Origin of the sequence: Streptomyces sp. NPDC007896, assembly GCF_042959425.1 — a bacterium.
Classification (GTDB): domain Bacteria; phylum Actinomycetota; class Actinomycetes; order Streptomycetales; family Streptomycetaceae; genus Streptomyces.
Map to the genome: position 1 here is coordinate 41,282 of NZ_JBIBKX010000012.1, position 15,339 is coordinate 56,620.

Here is a 15,339-nt window from a genome sequence, read left to right on the forward strand (position 1 = left end):
GCCGGGCGACTCAGAGCGCCTCGGCCAGCCGGTCCGCGAAGGCGACCGGGTGCTGGAGGACGCCGAGGTGACCCCCGGGGAACTCGACGAAGTCGCTGCCGGTGAGTTCGGCGAGCAAGGCGGCGGTGCGGAAGGGGAGTTGGCCCCGTGAGTCGCGTCCGGCACCGAGCGTGAGCCGGGAGGACAGACCCTTCAGGGCGTCCAGGTCCAGGGCATGGGAGGTGAAGGGGCGCAGGACGCGGCCGAGGAAGATGTCCATGGGCGTGTTCTGCGTCTCTCGGGAGTCCGGCATGTTCTGCCCGCTCCGCGTGCTCGCGCCGCCGTCGGCGGCAGTCGACGCGGGGCGTGGACCGGGCTCCCAACTCCGGCCCTCCAGACCGGCGCTGAGCCGGGCCGTGGCCGCCGCCACCCCCTCCGTACGGTGGATCTCGTACACCTCTGTGATCATCGCGTGCTGCCGGGCCGAGTCCGGCAGCACGCCGATGCTCGGCGGCTCGTGCGCGACCACGCGCCGCAGCCGCTCCGGGTACCGGGCCAGCAGGTCGAGGGCGACGATCCCGCCGGAGCTGCTCCCGAAGACGCAGGCGGACTCGCCGTCCGGAAGGAGTGAGTCGAGCAGCTGGTGGGCGCGGTCGCTCCAGGCCTCCACCCGCTGGTCTTCGACCGGCCCGTCGAGCGGGCCGCGGGACAGTCCGAGCGGGTCGTACGTCACCACGGTGAACCGCTCGGAAAGGCGTGCGACGGCGCCCTCCAGCCCCATGGGATGACCGGCCCCGCCGGGAATGAGCAGCAGTAGGGGCCCGCTGCCCCGCACGTCGTAGTGCACGTCGTAGTGCACGTCGCAGTGCCCCTCGTAGTGCCTGTCAAGCATGATCCTCTTCCTTTCGCTCGCCGCTCCGTGGCCAGTGCTCCAGGGCCGTGTGCAGGCCGTTGAGGGCCCGCTCCCACGAGGTCTGTACGTCCCTGGCGGCGTGAAAGCCGCCGATCGCCTCCAGAGCGCAGAAACCGTGGAAGGTGCTGCGCAGCAGCCGTACGGCGTCGGTGAGGTCCGGCTCGGACAGGCCGTACGCGTGGAGCATGCCGTAGGTGATCTCGGCGGTACGCCGGAACGCGTCGGACGCGGCGCCGACGACGGGGTCGATCGACGTGTGCGTGGCGGCGTAGCGGCCGGGGTGTGCGAGTGCGTACGTCCGGTAGGCGCCCGCGAAGGCGACGAGCGCGTCCTTGCCGGCCCGCCCGGCGACCGCGATCGCGATCCCGTCGATCATCTCGCCCGAGGCCAGCAGGGCGACCCGCGTCCGCAGCTCCCGCAGGTTCTTGACGTGCGAATACAGGCTCGCGTCCTTCACCCCGAACCGGCGCGCCAACGCGGACAGGGTGACGTTCTCGAACCCGACCTCGTCGGCGAGATCGGCGGCGGCCGCGACGACACGGTCGGTCGTGAGCCCGGCACGGGCCATGGGGACCACCTCTGGAGCGCTGGCTTGTCTGGATTGCCTGGTCCGATTTTCCTAGGAGTCCTAGGCGGAGACCTAATATACACAGGCATGTGGGGAGTGAGAGGCTGTAGCGGACTGGGGAGGACGTAGTGATGTTTGAGCGACTGCCCGAAGGGCTCGTCACGCCCGCGCTGGTCGTGGACGCCGACGTACTGGACCGGAACATCGCCCGCATGGCCGAGGCCGCCAGAACCGGCGGCTTCGCTCTCCGGCCGCACGCCAAGAGTCACAAGTGCGCGGAGATCGCGGGGCGGCAGCTCCGGGCGGGTGCGCGCGGGCTGTCGGTGGTGACCCTGAGCGAGGCGGAGGCGTTCGCGGCGGCGGGCGTGGACGACCTGTTCATCGCGTATCCGCTCTGGCCGGACCAGAGCAGGGCGCGGCGCCTGCGCCGACTGGCCGACGTGGTCGCGCTGCGGGTCGGCGTCGACTCGGTGGAGGCGGCGCGGCGGCTCGGGGACGCGGTGCGCGGGAGCGACCGCCCGGTGGAGGTGCTGGTCGAGGTGGACTGCGGGACGGCACGGACCGGGGTGCCGGCCGCGGACGCGGGACAGGTGGCCCGCGCCGCGTCGGACGCCGGGCTGGGCGTGCTCGGCGCGTTCACCTTCCCCGGACACGGATACGGCCATGACCCCGAGGCCCGGGAGCGGGCGGCCCGCGACGAGGAACGTGCCCTGTCCGAGGCGGCGGAGGCCCTGCGTGAACTGGGCCTGGAACCCCGGGTGTTGAGCGGCGGCTCGACTCCGACGGCGGGTCGCTGGCGCCCCGGCCCGGTCGACGAACTCCGTCCCGGCGTCTACGTCTTCAACGACGCCCAGCAACTGGCCATGGGCTGCTGCGGTGTCGATGACCTGGCCCTGGCGGCCGCCTCGACGGTCATCAGCGTCCCCGTCCCGGACCGCTTCGTCCTCGACGCGGGCAGCAAGGTCCTCGGCGCGGACCGCTCCGCGTGGGTGACCGGCCACGGCTACCTCCCGCAGTATCCCGAGGCCACGATCACCGCCCTCTGGGAGCACCACGCGGTGGTCCACCTCCCGGAGGGCGTATCCGCCCCCCGCCTCGGCGCGGTACTCGCCGTCGTCCCCAACCACGTCTGCCAGCCGGTGAACCTCGCGGACGAGCTGGTGATCGCCCGCCAGGGCGTGGAACTGGACCGCTGGCGGGTGGCGGCACGCGGCGCCAACACCTGATCGCCATGATTGCCAAATAAATTCTGCAAAAATACTTTTGTAAAGTGTCCGGGGCGTTCTAACCTCCGGTCATGGTCAGCGACGAGCACAAACGCGTACTCGATCCCGAGCGGGACGCCGGGGCTCTGAAGGCCCTCACCCACCCTCTGCGTATCCGGCTGCTCGGGATGTTGCGGCAGGACGGCCCGGCCACCGCGAGTGAACTCGCGGTCAGGACCGGGGAGTCGTCCGCGTCCACCAGCTATCACCTCCGGGTTCTGGCGAAGTACGCGTTCGTCGCCGAGGCCGCGCACCGGGACGGGCGGGAGCGCCGCTGGCGGGCGGTGCACTCCGTGACCTCGTGGAGCAACAAGGCCATGGAGGACTCTCCGGCCAGCCGCGACTTCGTGAGTCTGTCGCGCAGGCGCCAGGTCGAGCACCTGGAGGCGTCGCTCGTACGGTACGAAGCGGACGTCGCCGAAGGGCGGTTGGGCCAGGAGTGGGTCGAGCCGTCCGGGATCACTGACCTGATGCCCCGTCTGACTCCCGAGTCGCTCTCCGAACTCTGGGAGATGATCGACCGGAAGCTGGAGGAACTGGCCGCGCGTGACGCGGAGGATCCGCGGGCCGAGCGGGTCGTGTTCGTCGCGGCGGGGCTGCCGCTGGCCCCGAGCGGGCCCGACGTGGAGCCGGGTAGGGCGGGGTCGGGGACCGAGGGCGGTTCCGGGTCATGACCACGTCGCTGGACTTACCTGCCGCCCGCCGCCGTTACGTCACGGCCTGCGCCCTCTTCTGGCTGCCCGCGGGGCTGACCATCGCTCCCCTCATCCTGCTCTTCACCGAGCGGGGCATGACCATGGCCGCCATCGCGGGCTTCTTCGCCGCCCACTCCCTCACCGCCGCCGCGCTGGAACTGCCCACAGGAGGACTCTCCGACGTACTCGGCCGCCGCGCCGTCCTCGCCGCCGCAGGCCTGCTGAACCTGACCGCCCTGACCCTCCAGGCCCTGGGCACCACCGCCTGGGTCCTCACCCTCGGCATGGTCCTCATGGGCACGGCCCGCGCCCTGTCCAGCGGCCCGGCCGAAGCCTGGTACGTCGACACCGTCCATGCCCACACCGGCCCCGACGCCGAACTCCGCACGGGACTCGCCCGCGGCGGCTCCGCGACCTCCGCCGCGCTCGCCACCGGCACGCTCCTCGGCGGCGCCCTGCCCTGGCTCCTCGGACTCGGCCCCGACCTCGGGGCCCGACTGGACTCGGCGACCTCTGGGCTCGTGCTGCCCCTCTCCGTTCCGCTGCTCCTCGGCGCGGTGGTGGAGGTCGTCTTCGTGCTGTACGTCCTGGCCGCCCTGCGTGAGCCGCCCCGCGCGAAGACCACCCTCCGCGACGTCCTTCAGGGCATCCCGGCCACCGTCGTGGGCGGACTGCGGCTGGGCGCACGGGACGCCCTCGTACGGCGCGTGTTCCTCAGCGCCGGGGCCGTCGGCTGCGCCCTCGCCGCGCTCGAACTCCTCACCCCCGGCCGCGCGGCCGCCCTCACCGGCGCCTCGGAGTCCGGCGCCGTCCTCTACGCCGTCATCGCCTGCCTCGGCTTCGTCAGTTCCGGCGTCGGCAGCCACCTCGCTCCGCTCACGGCCCGGCTCGCGGGCAGCGGGCGGCGCGCCGTCATGGTGAGCCTTGGCGCCGGGGCGAGCGGGCTGCTTCTGCTCGGCGCCACGGCGGTGTCCACGGCACCGTTCGCCACGGTCCTCGCCGCCGGCGGTTACGCCCTCGTCTACCTCGGCATCGGGTCGGCGGCGCCCAGCGAGAACGAGCTCCTGCACCGCCGTGTCCCCAGCGCCGGGCGCGCCACGGCGTTGTCCGTCCAGTCCCTGGCCCTCCAACTCGTGGGGGCGCTCAGTGGTCTGGTCGTCGGGGTGCTTCCGGCGGGGCCACTGCCGTGGCTACTGGGCGGCACCGCGCTGCTGGCGGGCGCCGTGCTGTGGATTCAGCGGGACCGATCCACGCCCTCGCGGGCGGCGAACTCCACGAACTCGGTCCAGGTGGTGGGGGAGAGGGCGAGTTGAGGGCCCGAGGTGTGCTTGGAGTCGCGGATGTGGATGGTGGTGGGGCAGGTGGCGATCTCGACGCAGTCGCCAGAGCTGTCGCCGCTGTACGTCGACTTGCGCCAGGAGAGGGCTACTTCGACGCAGTCGTCGCCGTCGCTGCCGCTGTAGGTGCTCTTGAACCAGGTCAGCTCTGTGGTGTTCATAGCGCTCCTAGCGTCCGCTCCAGCAGGCTCCTGGAATCCTCCGGGGTGAGAGCCTGTGAACGTAGTTTCGCATAGCGCATGTGGAGCACACTGATCGATTTTGGGTCAGCGATGAACTGACCGCTCCGTTGGCCTTCGCAGTAGCCGAACCACTCGTTCTCCGGAGTCTCCAGCAGCCGGATGGGGCCGTCGAGACCTGCGTGGACATCGCGCGCCATGGGCATTAATTGCAGCTGTACGTTGCGTAGTTCCGTGACCCTTAGGACGTGGTCGATCAACCCTCGCGTGACATGCAGGCCGCCGGTCCCGCGGCGGATGATGTGCTCCTCGACGATGAAGCTGAACGCCGTGTTCGGCCGCTCGACGAGCAGCCGCTGACGGTCCTCGCGGGCGGCGATCTGAGCCTCGATCTGAGCGTCCGTCAACACGGGCACCCTCTCGTTGAAGAGAGTGCGTGCGTACCCTTCCGTCTGGAGCAGACCCGGCACGAGCCGGTTCTCGAACGTATAGAGACTGATCGCCTGCTCCTCCAGCTCCGCCCACTCACGGAACCAGGACGCCAACCCCGGCTGCCGCGTCGCATACTTCGCTGCCGCCCGCAGCACACCGAACGCATCCAACACCTCCTCCGCCCGCTCCACATACGCCCGCGGCGGCAGTCGTCTCCCCTGTTCGATCGACGCCACCGTGGACGGCTGGTACCCCACCAGGGGAGCGAACTCCTCCTGTGTCAGACCTGCCCGCTTGCGGCAGGCCTTGTGGACCAGGCCGAACGTCTTCAGGCTGTCCGACGGTTCGGGCTCGTTCGTGGTGCTGTTGGTCATGCCGGGTATGGTCACGGAAAGTGACTCGTACTGTCCATAGCGTGAACCCCTACAGAACCCGGCGTACGAGTGGCGTCGCTGGTCGACGCCCGTGACACCCGGGACCGTTGACCCATGCAAGGAGACATCCGGGCCCAAGAACCGGTCACCGTACGTACGTTCACGCAACTCTTCAGCAGCACGCCGCGAGGCGCCCGGCTCGCGCGGCGGCTGGTCGCGAACCGGATGGACGTGTGGGGGTTCGCCTACGACAGTGAGGCCGGCGAAGACGTGAGCCTGGTCGTGGCCGAGCTGGCCGCGAACGCCGTACGGCACGGGAGCGTGCGCGGGCGCAGCTTCCGCGTACGGCTGGTGCTGCGCGACGGCGTCGTCCGCGTGGAGGTCGCCGACGGGCGGACCGAGCGGCTGCCGGTGCTGCGGGAGCCGGACGGCGAAGGCGGGTGCGGGCTGGTGCTCGTCGCGGCGCTGGCCGAGCGGTGGGGTGTGGAGCCCCGGATCGGGATGGCCCACAAGGTGGTGTGGGCGGAGCTACGGGTGGGCCTGGGTGGGTAGTTGAGGTGGGAGTGGTGAGTCGACTTACCCCCATCGCCCGCCGATCACGCGCCCGCCGTCCGGCGTTCACGTTCCGCACCGAATCTCCTCGTGGCGCGCTCTCGCACTCGCGGCGCACGACTCAGGAGGCAAGCATGGGGCACGGGCATCACCACCACGGTCACCAGCACGACCACAGCCACGGTCACGGACACGACCACGAGAGTGAGTCGCTGCCCGCAGCGTTCGACCCCTCCGTGCCCGACGAGGCCCTGACCCCCGAGCAGCAGTCGCGCCGCTCGCTGCTGCGCCGCGCGGGGCTGCTCGGCGCGGGACTGGCCGCCGGTGGCGTCCTCGCGCAGGGGGCGGCGGCACCGGCGTACGCCTCCAGCGCCACGAGCGGTGGGAGACGGAACGGGTTCCTCTGGCTGTCCGGCGACCACCACATCCACACCCAGTACAGCAGCGACGGCAAGTACCGCGTCGGCGACCAGGTCCGGCAGGGCGCCCGGCACGGTCTGGACTGGATGGTCATCACCGACCACGGCAGTGAGACGCACGCCAAGATCGGTGTCGACAAGGTCAACCCGGACATCAAGGAGGCCCGGGAGAAGTACGAGGACACGCTCGTCTTCCAGGGGCTGGAGTGGAACATTCCGGGGGCCGAGCACGGCACCGTGTTCGTTCACCCCGGCAACAACGAGGTCAGCGTTCTGAAGGCGTTCGAGACGTCCTATGACGGCGCGGTGACGGGCTCCAGCGGGTCGTCTCCCGCCAACGAGGCGCTCGCCGTCGCGGGCCTCAACTTCCTCGCGGAGCAGGTGCAGCGGCGCAAGGTCAAGGACGCGCTGATGCTCGCCAACCACCCGGCGCGGCGCGGTGTCGACTCGCCGCACGAGATCCGCGGCTGGCGCGACGCGACGGGCTCGGGCCGGCAGATCGCCGTCGGATTCGAGGGCGCGCCGGGCCACCAGGGCGGCGGTATCGCGACGCCGCTGGGCATGGGGCGGGCCCGGGGCATCTACGACAACAACCCGAGCGCCGACTCCTTCGCCGGCTACCCGCTGGAGAGCTACCGCACCTGGGGCGGCTTCGACTGGATGACCGCCACGGTCGGCGGCCTGTGGGACAGCCTTCTCGCCGAGGGCAAGCCCTGGTGGATCACCGCCAACTCCGACTCCCACCAGGTGTACACGGACACGGCCGTCCGCGGCGGCCCGGACAGTGACTTCACCGCCAACGGCAGGCACACCGACCCGGTCTACGGCGGCAAGATCGACCTCACCCAGGGCGACTACTGGCCCGGCCAGTACAGCCGTACCCACGTCGGTGCCGACGGCTTCTCGTACGCCGCCGTCATGGACGGCATCCGCGCCGGGCGCGTGTGGGTCGACCACGGGCAGCTCATCAGCGGCCTCGACGCGCGGGTGGCGGGCGGCAACCGCTGGGCGACCCTCGGCGGCGCGCTGCACGTCAAGAAGGGACAGAAGGTCACGCTGACGGTCGACATCGCGCTCGCCGACGGGCCCAACTGGGCCGGATTCGTACCGAAGTTGGCCCGTGTGGACGTCATTCAGGGCGATGTCACGGGCGCCGTCGCGGACCAGGACACCTTCACCGCGCCGACCGCGAAGGTCGTCGGGTCGTACGAGGTGAACAAGTCCACGGGCGTGGTGCGTCTGTCGTACTCCCTCGGCGCGGTCGACCGCCCGGTGTACGTCCGGCTGCGCGGGACCGACGGCAACCGTTCCGCCACCGGTCTGATGGGCGCGGCGGTCGACCCGGCCGGCCCGGCCGTGGACGTCGTCGGCGACGCGGACCCGTGGAAGGACCTGTGGTTCTACTCCAACCCGGTGTGGGTCCTGCCGTCGTGACCGAACGGTACGTGGTCGGGGTCGACACCGGTCTGTCCGGAACCCTGCGGGCAGCCGACCATCTTCTCCTCGACCTCGCCGCCGAACTCGGCCTGGACGAGGGGGTGGTGGGCTGCACGCACCATGTGCGGGAGGGGCGGCGGCACACCGCGCTGTCCTTCTCCACGCCCTCGGAGCGGGTGGCCCGCGCGGCCTGGCGGGCGCTCACGGAAAGGGAGTTCGGCGCCGCTCTGGGCGCCGAGCGGCACGGTCCGGACGAGCTGGCCACCGGTGCCGCGCACGCCGCCGCGGAGCACCTCGCGCGTACCGGGGGCCGTGCCGTCCGGTACGCCGGGGTCGACGCCCTCACCGGGACGGTGACCGTCGCCCGGTTGCTGGCCGTCTCCGCGGTCGAGCGGATCGTCGTCCTCGGCGCGCCCGACGGTCCCGCCCCGGATCAGCGGATCGTCACCCGCGATCACGTACGACCGGAATGGCGCGAAGGGCGACTGGTTCTGGCCGCGATGCCGGCTGCGGGCGGCACACTGGTCCCGTTCGAGGTCCCGGACCCGACGCCGTGCTGCGCGGACCACTGACCCGACGAGGACGATCGAGGGCAGTCGGCTGGACCGTGTGGTGACGGTTCCAGCCGACGTTGCTCCCCCTGTCACCACGCCGGCAGCACCACCCCCGTGGCAGAGGACGCCCGAAGTAATGACAGACACGCCCTTGGCGGTTCCGCGACCAGTTGCCGGGTGCCGTTGCCTTCCGCGCTCGTTGCCGTCAGCGCTGCCGTCGATCGAGGGTGCGAGGACTCCGTGCCCGAGAGACGCGATGCCCCGCCCGGAGGGCCAAGATCAGCACCGTGACCCAGAGCACGCCGTTGAGAGTGTCCATGATCATGATGATGGGGTGGGGCGCGAGCAGCAGACTCGGCATCCTGGCGCTGATCAACCCCAGGCCCATGAGGAGGGGGAGCCATGCCCGAAAGAATCGCATGCCCTGATCGGGACTCTGTCCCTTCCGAACCGTGGTCCGCTCCCACCACCGGCTGCCGAGACTCGTGAGGACCAGCGCGCACCCCATGGCGACCACGGACCAGTCCATGAACCGCAGCATCACAGCTCCTTTATCAGGAGGAGGATATTCCTCCCGCAGGTGTTCATGGTCAAGGGGGCAACTTCACCGCTACGAGGACGGACTGAGCGCCCCCAGCAGCTGTGCTGGGGGCGCCCGTAGGCCCGGATCAGATGGTGTCGATCCGCCAGGCGATCACGCCGGTGGACCCCTTGGCGCCGTCGACATCAATGCGTACCGGCTTGTGCACGGTGATCCGCTGCTGGACCACTGACTGGTCGCACGGCACCTTGGTCTGTGTGCCGGTGCTCGCCGGTGTGAAGGTCAACCGCGCACTGCCGTTGCCGACGCACACCAGGTTGAGCCTGTATGTCCTGCCCTCGCTCAGGCTCGGCTCGGTGTGGATGCCGTCGATCACCCGCTCCGCGCCGGCCTCGACCATCTTCCCGCCGTGGACGGCGGTCAGGGCCGCCTGAGCCTGCTCGGTGAGCTTCTTCTGGGACGGCTCTGTTGCCGTCTGCGACCCACTCGCTGCGGGCGATGAGGGGTCTTTGGAGGCCTTGCCGTCACCGCTGCCTGACGTGCACGAGGCGAGCAGGACTGCTGAAGCCGCCACAGCGCATCCGGTGAGCCATGTCCGCGGGCTCGAATAGGTCATGACGAGGTTTCCCAGTACTTCCAGCCAGTCTCGGACGTGGGCAGCGTCGCCGACCCATGAGCGATCTCGACGCCACCACAGCTGCTACCACCAGCGGAACGGTACCGCTTCCAGGTCAGCTTGTACCCCCACGAGCCGTACTGCAGGTGGCCGTACTTGTTCCGGCTGATGTCATGGGAGTAGTTGTGGCCGATGGCGACTCCCCGCTGGCTGAAAACTCCGCAGAAATGGTGCCGGTCTTGGTAACGGACTCGGACATGGTGCCGCCCGGGCCGTCCTCTGACGCAGCGGCCGGACAGGGGCGCTGGGGTACGTTTCTGTTCACCAGCCGGTCCCGGACCCGGCACCGTGCTGTGCGGACCACTGACCGGCGATCGCCCGGCCATCCCCGTAAGGAGGGGTAACTCCCGTACGGCTGAAGCAAGATACCGACATGCGGATACGGGAGTCACGACACGACAGTGCGGCGGCCCGGAAGGCGCCGCTGCGGCGGGACCGGGACTTCGGTGTCTTCTGGGTCGCGCAGACCCTCTCGGTCCTCGGGGACTCCTTCGCCCTGATCGCCCTGCCGCTGCTCGTGCTGCACGCGACCGGATCCGTCGCGCAGATGGGTCTGTTGACGGCCGTCGGCGGGGCGGCGTCGGTCGTGGCCGGGGTCTTCGCCGGGGTCGTCGTCGACCGGGTGGACCGCAGGAAACTGCTCGTGACCTGCGACCTGGTGCGCATGGCGCTGTACGCGGTCATTCCGCTGGTCTGGGTCTTCGGACCGCGGATCTGGCTGCTCTACGTGGTCCTGCCGCTGTGCGAGGCCGTCGGCATGCTGTTCTCCGTCGCCTACGTCACCGTCGTCCGCAACCTCGTCGGCGTCGAGCGGATCACGGAGGCCAACGGCAGGCTGAACGCGACCGCGGCGGCCGCCGGGGTGGCCGGTCCGGTGTGCGCGGGGCTGGTGGCGGCGTGGTTCGGCCCGGCCGCCGCCGTCGGCGTGGACGCGGCGAGCTTCGGCGTGTCGGCCGTCTGCGTCGGCTTCGTACGGTTCAAGGGCAGTACACGCCCCGCACCGGGAGCCGCGGCCGGAGCGGGCGCGGTCCGGCGGTTGCGGACGGATCTGCTCGCCGGGGTGTCCTTCCTGGTCCGGCACCCGGTGCTGCGGGTGCTGACTGTCCTGCTGTCCCTCTTCAGCTTCCTGACCCTCGGCCTGAACGACCTGCTGATCTACCACCTCAAGCAGGATCTCGGCTGCGACGACGCCGCGGTCGGCACCGTGTTCGCGGCCGGTGCGCTCGGCACGATCGCCGGGGCGCTCCTGGTGGCCCGGGTGCGTAGGCGCCTCGGCTTCGGCCCGACCTGGATCGGGTCGGTGGCGGTGTGCGGATGCGCGCTGGCGGGCGTGGGCTGGGCCCGCAGCGTGCCGGCCGTCGCCGCTCTGACCGCGGTCTTCCTGGGCTTCGGGAGCGTGGCGGGCACGTGCTCCATGTCGCTGCGGCAGGAGGTGACTCCGGAGCATCTGCTCGGGCGGGTCACCTCGGCGTTCTGGACCCTGCACTACTCGGCGGCCCCGGCCGGTGCGGCCGTCCTCACCTGGGCCGCGGGGCGCCACGGCACGGCGGTGGTGGGCGTGGTCGCGGGTGCCTGCTGCGTGCTCGTCGCCGTACTGGCTCTGCTCACCCCGGTGCGGCGGCCCCGTCCGGAGCGCCCGGCGGGCGCTGCCTGACCAGCTCGCCCGGTGGCCGGACGGCAGGATCGTCGCGTTCGGCGGCGACGACGAGGACCGCGAAATGGCCCGCTACCTCGGCGGTACCGGTACCCCGCCGCCGCCCCCGGGGCGTGGACCTGTCGGTCACCAAGTCCGGTACGACCACGGTCGGCATCGGCGACCGCGCCACGTACACCGTGACCGTCACCAACAGCACCACGACCTCCGCCACCGGCACCACCTGCGGCCTGGGCACTTCGGCACGGACACCTGCACCACGGACAGCGGGGACACCCGCATCAGTTGCCCCTAGGGCGACACGATCTCCTCGAGACGCAGGGCGGGGCCCGGACCGGTCACAGGTCCGGGCCCCGCTCTCGTCATGGCAGGCTCCGCGGCGCCACCCGTTGTCAGCCGTTGACCCCGGAGTAGTGGCCGAGGCTCCAGCGCCACAGCAGCCGCGCGCCCAGATAGGCGAGCAGCCCCACCAGCGGTGAGGCCGCCGCCAGCCAGTACGGCAGCCGAGGCCGCCGAGGAAGGCGGCGGTGAGCGCGAGCGGCCAGTTCGGGGCGAGCGCGAAGCCCGCGCCGCCCGTCGCCATCAGCGCGTAACTTGCCGACAGGAGTGCCCTGTTGGAGATCCGGGAGTGGATCGCGTTGAAGGCGAGGACGCCCGCGACACCACCGGTGAAGTGCAGGCTCAGACCGAGGCCCGCCGCCGAGGGGGAGAGGCCGTACTGCGCGCGCAGGCCCGGGACCGCCGGGCCGTAGAGCGCTTGCAGCATGCCGATGAGGACGAATCCGATACACGACGCGACCGCGGCCGGTCGGCTGCACCTCTTTCCGGGGGACACCCCCAGACCCCCGTGCCGACCGGCCGCGGTCTTCGTGAGCGGGTCAGCCATGGATCTCCGAGAAGAGGAACGTGAATTCGGCTGGCGCGGGCCGCAGTTGGTACTGCTCAAGCGGGCCCGGACCGCACGACTGCGAGCCGATGCCCTGCTGCCCGTGGTCGAGATTGACCCAGACCGTGTCACCGGCCTTCAGATCGGTCGGATGCTCGGCCGCGTCGAGCTGCTCCGACGTCCAGCGGCGCGCGGTGAACCAGAACTCCGGTTCGCCCTCGACCCGCAGCCCGCCGATCTCCACCCAGCGGACGTCGGCCCGGGCGCCGTTCTCCTGCGGACGGACGTACGGCGTCTGGAGTCCGTCGATGGTCGACTCCCAACGTCCCACCATGGAGGCCGACTTGGTGTCCGGGTAGGCCTCGCCGGGGCCGCCGCCGAACCACCTGGCGCCGTCCACCGAGCCCGCGAGCCCCAGCCTGATCCCGAGCCGGGGCAGCGGCAGCGTCCAGTCGCCCTCGGGCGCCACGGAGACGGTCAGTCGCAGCCGCGTCCCGTCGGACGTCCACCGGTGGACCGTGCGCAGGGCCACCTCGCGGGCGGCGGGCGCCACCCGGCTCCGTACGGTCAGAGCGTCGTCGCCCAACTCCACGGACTCCAGCCGGTGCTGCATCCGGTGCAGGCCCAGCTCGCGCCAGAGCGGGCCGTAGCGCAGATCCGGCTGCCAGGCCGCCCCGTTGTCGTTGTCGGTCGGCGCACGCCACACGTCCAGGCGCAGCCCCCTGACATCGACCCCGCCGATCGACCGCAGCGCACCCGTACGGGCGTCGAAGGCCGCCGGGCCCAGGGTGATCTGCCCCTCGCCGAGGACCGGACCGTCGCTCTGCGCCACGACGGTCAAGGGCCGCGCCGAGAGCGGGAACTGCGCCCAGGCCACCAGGTGGTCCTTCGGTCCCCACGCGGTGTCGGCCGCGAGCGTCGCCCGTACCGTCCACTGGGTCTCCCCGTCCCGTGAGTCGGCCGGCGGGTCCGGCAGTTTCACGTCGGCCGACGCGCCCGGGGCGAGCTCCGGCACCGACAGGACGCCGGCCTCGACGGTCTCCCCGTCGACCTGGTAGGACCACTCGAAGGCCAGCGCGGAGAGATCGGCGAAGTCGTAGCCGTTGGTGACCCGCACGGTCCCGTCCGCCGCGTCGCCTACGATCCGGACCGGCTCGATCACCTTCTTGTACTCGACGAGGCCCGGGGACGGGGTCCGGTCGGGGAAGAGCAGGCCGTCGCAGACGAAGTTCCCGTCGTGCAACTCCTCGCCGAAGTCGCCGCCGTACGCGAACCCGTACCGCTCGTCCTTGATGCCGTGGTCGATCCACTCCCAGATGAAGCCACCCTGGATGCGGTCGTACGACTCGAACAGGTGCTGGTAGTCGGCGATCCCGCCGGGCCCGTTGCCCATGGCGTGCCCGTACTCGCAGAGGATGAAGGGGAGTCCGCGGCGCTTGTGGGTGCCGCCGTCCAACCCGCGGCCTATCCTCTCGACCTCGGCGTGGTCGGCGTACATCCGCGAGTAGACGTCCGTGTCACGGCAGTCGATGTCACCCTCGTAGTGGATGAGCCGTGAGCCGTCCCGGCCGCGGATCCACTCGGCCATCGCGGTCAGTCCCCGCCCGGTGCCGGCCTCGTTGCCGAGGGACCAGATGACGACGGAGGGGTGGTTCTTGTCGCGCTCGACCATGCGGGCCGCGCGGTCGAGCAGGGCCGGGGTCCAGCGCTCGTCGTCGACGGGGTTGTCGCGCCAGGCCTGCTCGGTGAAGCCGTGCGTCTCGAGGTCGCACTCGTCGACGACCCACAGGCCGTACTCGTCGCACAGGTCGAGGAAGGCGGGGTGCGGCGGATAGTGCGAGGTGCGCACCGCGTTGATGTTGTGCCGCTTCATCAGCAGCACGTCCTCGCGCATGGTCTCCAGGTCGAGGGCGCGGCCCCGCTCCGGGTGCCACTCGTGCCGGTTGACACCCTTGAAGAGGAGCGGCGTGCCGTTGACCTTGATCAGGCCGTCCTCCAGGGCGACCGTGCGGAAGCCGACGCGCAGCGGGACGCGCTCGCCCTCGGTCGCGAGCACACCGTCGTACAGGTGGGGTGTCTCGGCCGTCCACGGCCGTACCGGGACGGTGACCGACTCGCCGGTCGCGACATCGATGTCGAGGGCGGGCACGGTGACCCGGCCGTCGACGTCGGAGTCGACGCGCAGGGTCCCGAGGCCTTCGACGTGGTCGTACGAGGCGTGCACGAAGAAGTCGAGGACACCGCCCGCCGGGCGGTGCAGGAGCGTGACGTCCCGGAAGATGCCCGGCAGCCACCACTGGTCCTGGTCCTCCAGGTACGAGCCCGCCGACCACTGGTGGACACGGACCGCCAGCACATTGCCGCCCGGCTTGAGCAGATGGCCGACCGCGAACTCGTGCGGCAGCCGCGACCCCTTGAACTCCCCGATGTCCGTGCCGTTCAGCCAGACCCGGGCACAGGACTCGACCCCGTCGAAGCGCAGCACCGCCCCGCCGTCCGAGGGCCAGTCGGACGGCAGGTCGAAGGTGTGCAGATGATCGCCGGTCGGGTTCCCGGTCGGCACGCGCGGCGGGTCGACCGGGAACGGGTAGAGGTGGTTGGTGTAGATCGGTGAGCCGTGTCCCTGGAGGACCCAGTGGCCGGGGACGGACACCTCGGCCCAGTCCCCGGCGTCGAACCCCTCCGCCGCGAACGAGTCGTCCTCGGCGTCGGCGGTGGGGGACAGACGCAAGCGCCAACTGCCGTTCAGTGACAAGGACCGCGCGTCCGAGGACGCGTAACGGGCGCGTGGCGGGAGCGCCCCACTGCCCGGTGAGACGTCCTCGACGTAGTCAATGGCGGTAGTCGTGCGGAAAGACATCGGTCTCCTAGATCGTCC

Annotated in this window: 14 protein-coding genes; 7 read left to right on the forward strand and 7 right to left on the reverse strand. The window is 71.0% G+C overall.

Features of this window, described 5'->3' with window-relative positions; genetic code table 11:
- Positions 1-10 precede the first annotated feature (10 nt).
- Positions 11-871 (reverse strand): alpha/beta fold hydrolase, encoded by an 861-nt coding sequence (locus tag ACFZDJ_RS33565; protein WP_391064459.1) that lies wholly within the window; start codon positions 869-871, stop codon positions 11-13.
- Positions 864-1,460: a WHG domain-containing protein gene (locus ACFZDJ_RS33570; protein WP_391064462.1), complete on the reverse strand. Its 597-nt coding sequence runs from the start codon at positions 1,458-1,460 to the stop codon at positions 864-866. The genes ACFZDJ_RS33565 and ACFZDJ_RS33570 overlap by 8 nt, the downstream gene beginning before the upstream one ends.
- 131 nt (positions 1,461-1,591) lie before the next feature.
- Here ACFZDJ_RS33570 and ACFZDJ_RS33575 point away from each other — a divergent pair, with 131 nt between their 5' ends.
- From ACFZDJ_RS33575 to ACFZDJ_RS33585, 3 genes are all read left to right on the forward strand, one after another.
- A complete protein-coding gene (locus tag ACFZDJ_RS33575; RefSeq protein ID WP_391064465.1) occupies positions 1,592-2,686 on the forward strand; it encodes an alanine racemase in 1,095 nt (364 codons plus the stop codon).
- Between the two features lie 71 nt (positions 2,687-2,757).
- The gene (locus tag ACFZDJ_RS33580) at positions 2,758-3,399 is read left to right on the forward strand and encodes a helix-turn-helix domain-containing protein (protein WP_391064468.1); all 642 of its coding nucleotides are present in this window, start codon (positions 2,758-2,760) and stop codon (positions 3,397-3,399) included.
- A complete protein-coding gene (locus tag ACFZDJ_RS33585; RefSeq protein ID WP_391064471.1) occupies positions 3,396-4,733 on the forward strand; it encodes an MFS transporter in 1,338 nt (445 codons plus the stop codon). Before ACFZDJ_RS33580 ends, ACFZDJ_RS33585 begins: the two co-directional genes overlap by 4 nt.
- Here the strand turns inward: ACFZDJ_RS33585 and ACFZDJ_RS33590 are convergent.
- Both ACFZDJ_RS33590 and ACFZDJ_RS33595 read right to left on the reverse strand, forming a co-directional pair.
- A complete protein-coding gene (locus ACFZDJ_RS33590; protein ID WP_391064475.1) occupies positions 4,655-4,918 on the reverse strand; it encodes a DUF397 domain-containing protein in 264 nt (87 codons plus the stop codon). The genes ACFZDJ_RS33585 and ACFZDJ_RS33590 overlap by 79 nt on opposite strands.
- Positions 4,915-5,742: a Scr1 family TA system antitoxin-like transcriptional regulator gene (locus ACFZDJ_RS33595; RefSeq protein WP_390934554.1), complete on the reverse strand. Its 828-nt coding sequence runs from the start codon at positions 5,740-5,742 to the stop codon at positions 4,915-4,917. The genes ACFZDJ_RS33590 and ACFZDJ_RS33595 overlap by 4 nt, the downstream gene beginning before the upstream one ends.
- A 114-nt stretch (positions 5,743-5,856) precedes the next feature.
- On the opposite strand from ACFZDJ_RS33595, the gene ACFZDJ_RS33600 reads away from it, so the two are divergent.
- The 3 genes from ACFZDJ_RS33600 (at position 5,857) to ACFZDJ_RS33610 (ending at position 8,722) form a co-directional block, all read left to right on the forward strand.
- Positions 5,857-6,294 carry an ATP-binding protein gene (locus tag ACFZDJ_RS33600; protein WP_390934553.1) on the forward strand — a complete coding sequence of 146 codons (438 nt, stop codon included), beginning with the start codon at positions 5,857-5,859 and terminating at the stop codon, positions 6,292-6,294.
- 134 nt (positions 6,295-6,428) lie between these two features.
- A complete protein-coding gene (locus ACFZDJ_RS33605; RefSeq protein WP_391064478.1) occupies positions 6,429-8,147 on the forward strand; it encodes a PHP domain-containing protein in 1,719 nt (572 codons plus the stop codon).
- Positions 8,144-8,722 (forward strand): hypothetical protein, encoded by a 579-nt coding sequence (locus ACFZDJ_RS33610; protein WP_391064482.1) that lies wholly within the window; start codon positions 8,144-8,146, stop codon positions 8,720-8,722. Before ACFZDJ_RS33605 ends, ACFZDJ_RS33610 begins: the two co-directional genes overlap by 4 nt.
- 650 nt (positions 8,723-9,372) lie before the next feature.
- Here the strand turns inward: ACFZDJ_RS33610 and ACFZDJ_RS33615 are convergent.
- Positions 9,373-9,861 (reverse strand): hypothetical protein, encoded by a 489-nt coding sequence (locus ACFZDJ_RS33615; protein ID WP_391064485.1) that lies wholly within the window; start codon positions 9,859-9,861, stop codon positions 9,373-9,375.
- Between the two features lie 433 nt (positions 9,862-10,294).
- On the opposite strand from ACFZDJ_RS33615, the gene ACFZDJ_RS33620 reads away from it, so the two are divergent.
- A complete protein-coding gene (locus tag ACFZDJ_RS33620; RefSeq protein ID WP_391064488.1) occupies positions 10,295-11,575 on the forward strand; it encodes an MFS transporter in 1,281 nt (426 codons plus the stop codon).
- Here ACFZDJ_RS33620 and ACFZDJ_RS33625 read toward each other — a convergent pair.
- Positions 11,526-12,341, reverse strand: coding sequence for an MFS transporter (locus ACFZDJ_RS33625; protein WP_391064907.1), 816 nt, complete (start codon positions 12,339-12,341; stop codon positions 11,526-11,528). The two genes, ACFZDJ_RS33620 and ACFZDJ_RS33625, sit on opposite strands and share 50 nt — an antisense overlap.
- A 112-nt stretch (positions 12,342-12,453) precedes the next feature.
- Positions 12,454-15,321: a glycoside hydrolase family 2 TIM barrel-domain containing protein gene (locus ACFZDJ_RS33630; protein ID WP_391064491.1), complete on the reverse strand. Its 2,868-nt coding sequence runs from the start codon at positions 15,319-15,321 to the stop codon at positions 12,454-12,456.
- Between the last annotated feature and the right edge of the window lie 18 nt (positions 15,322-15,339).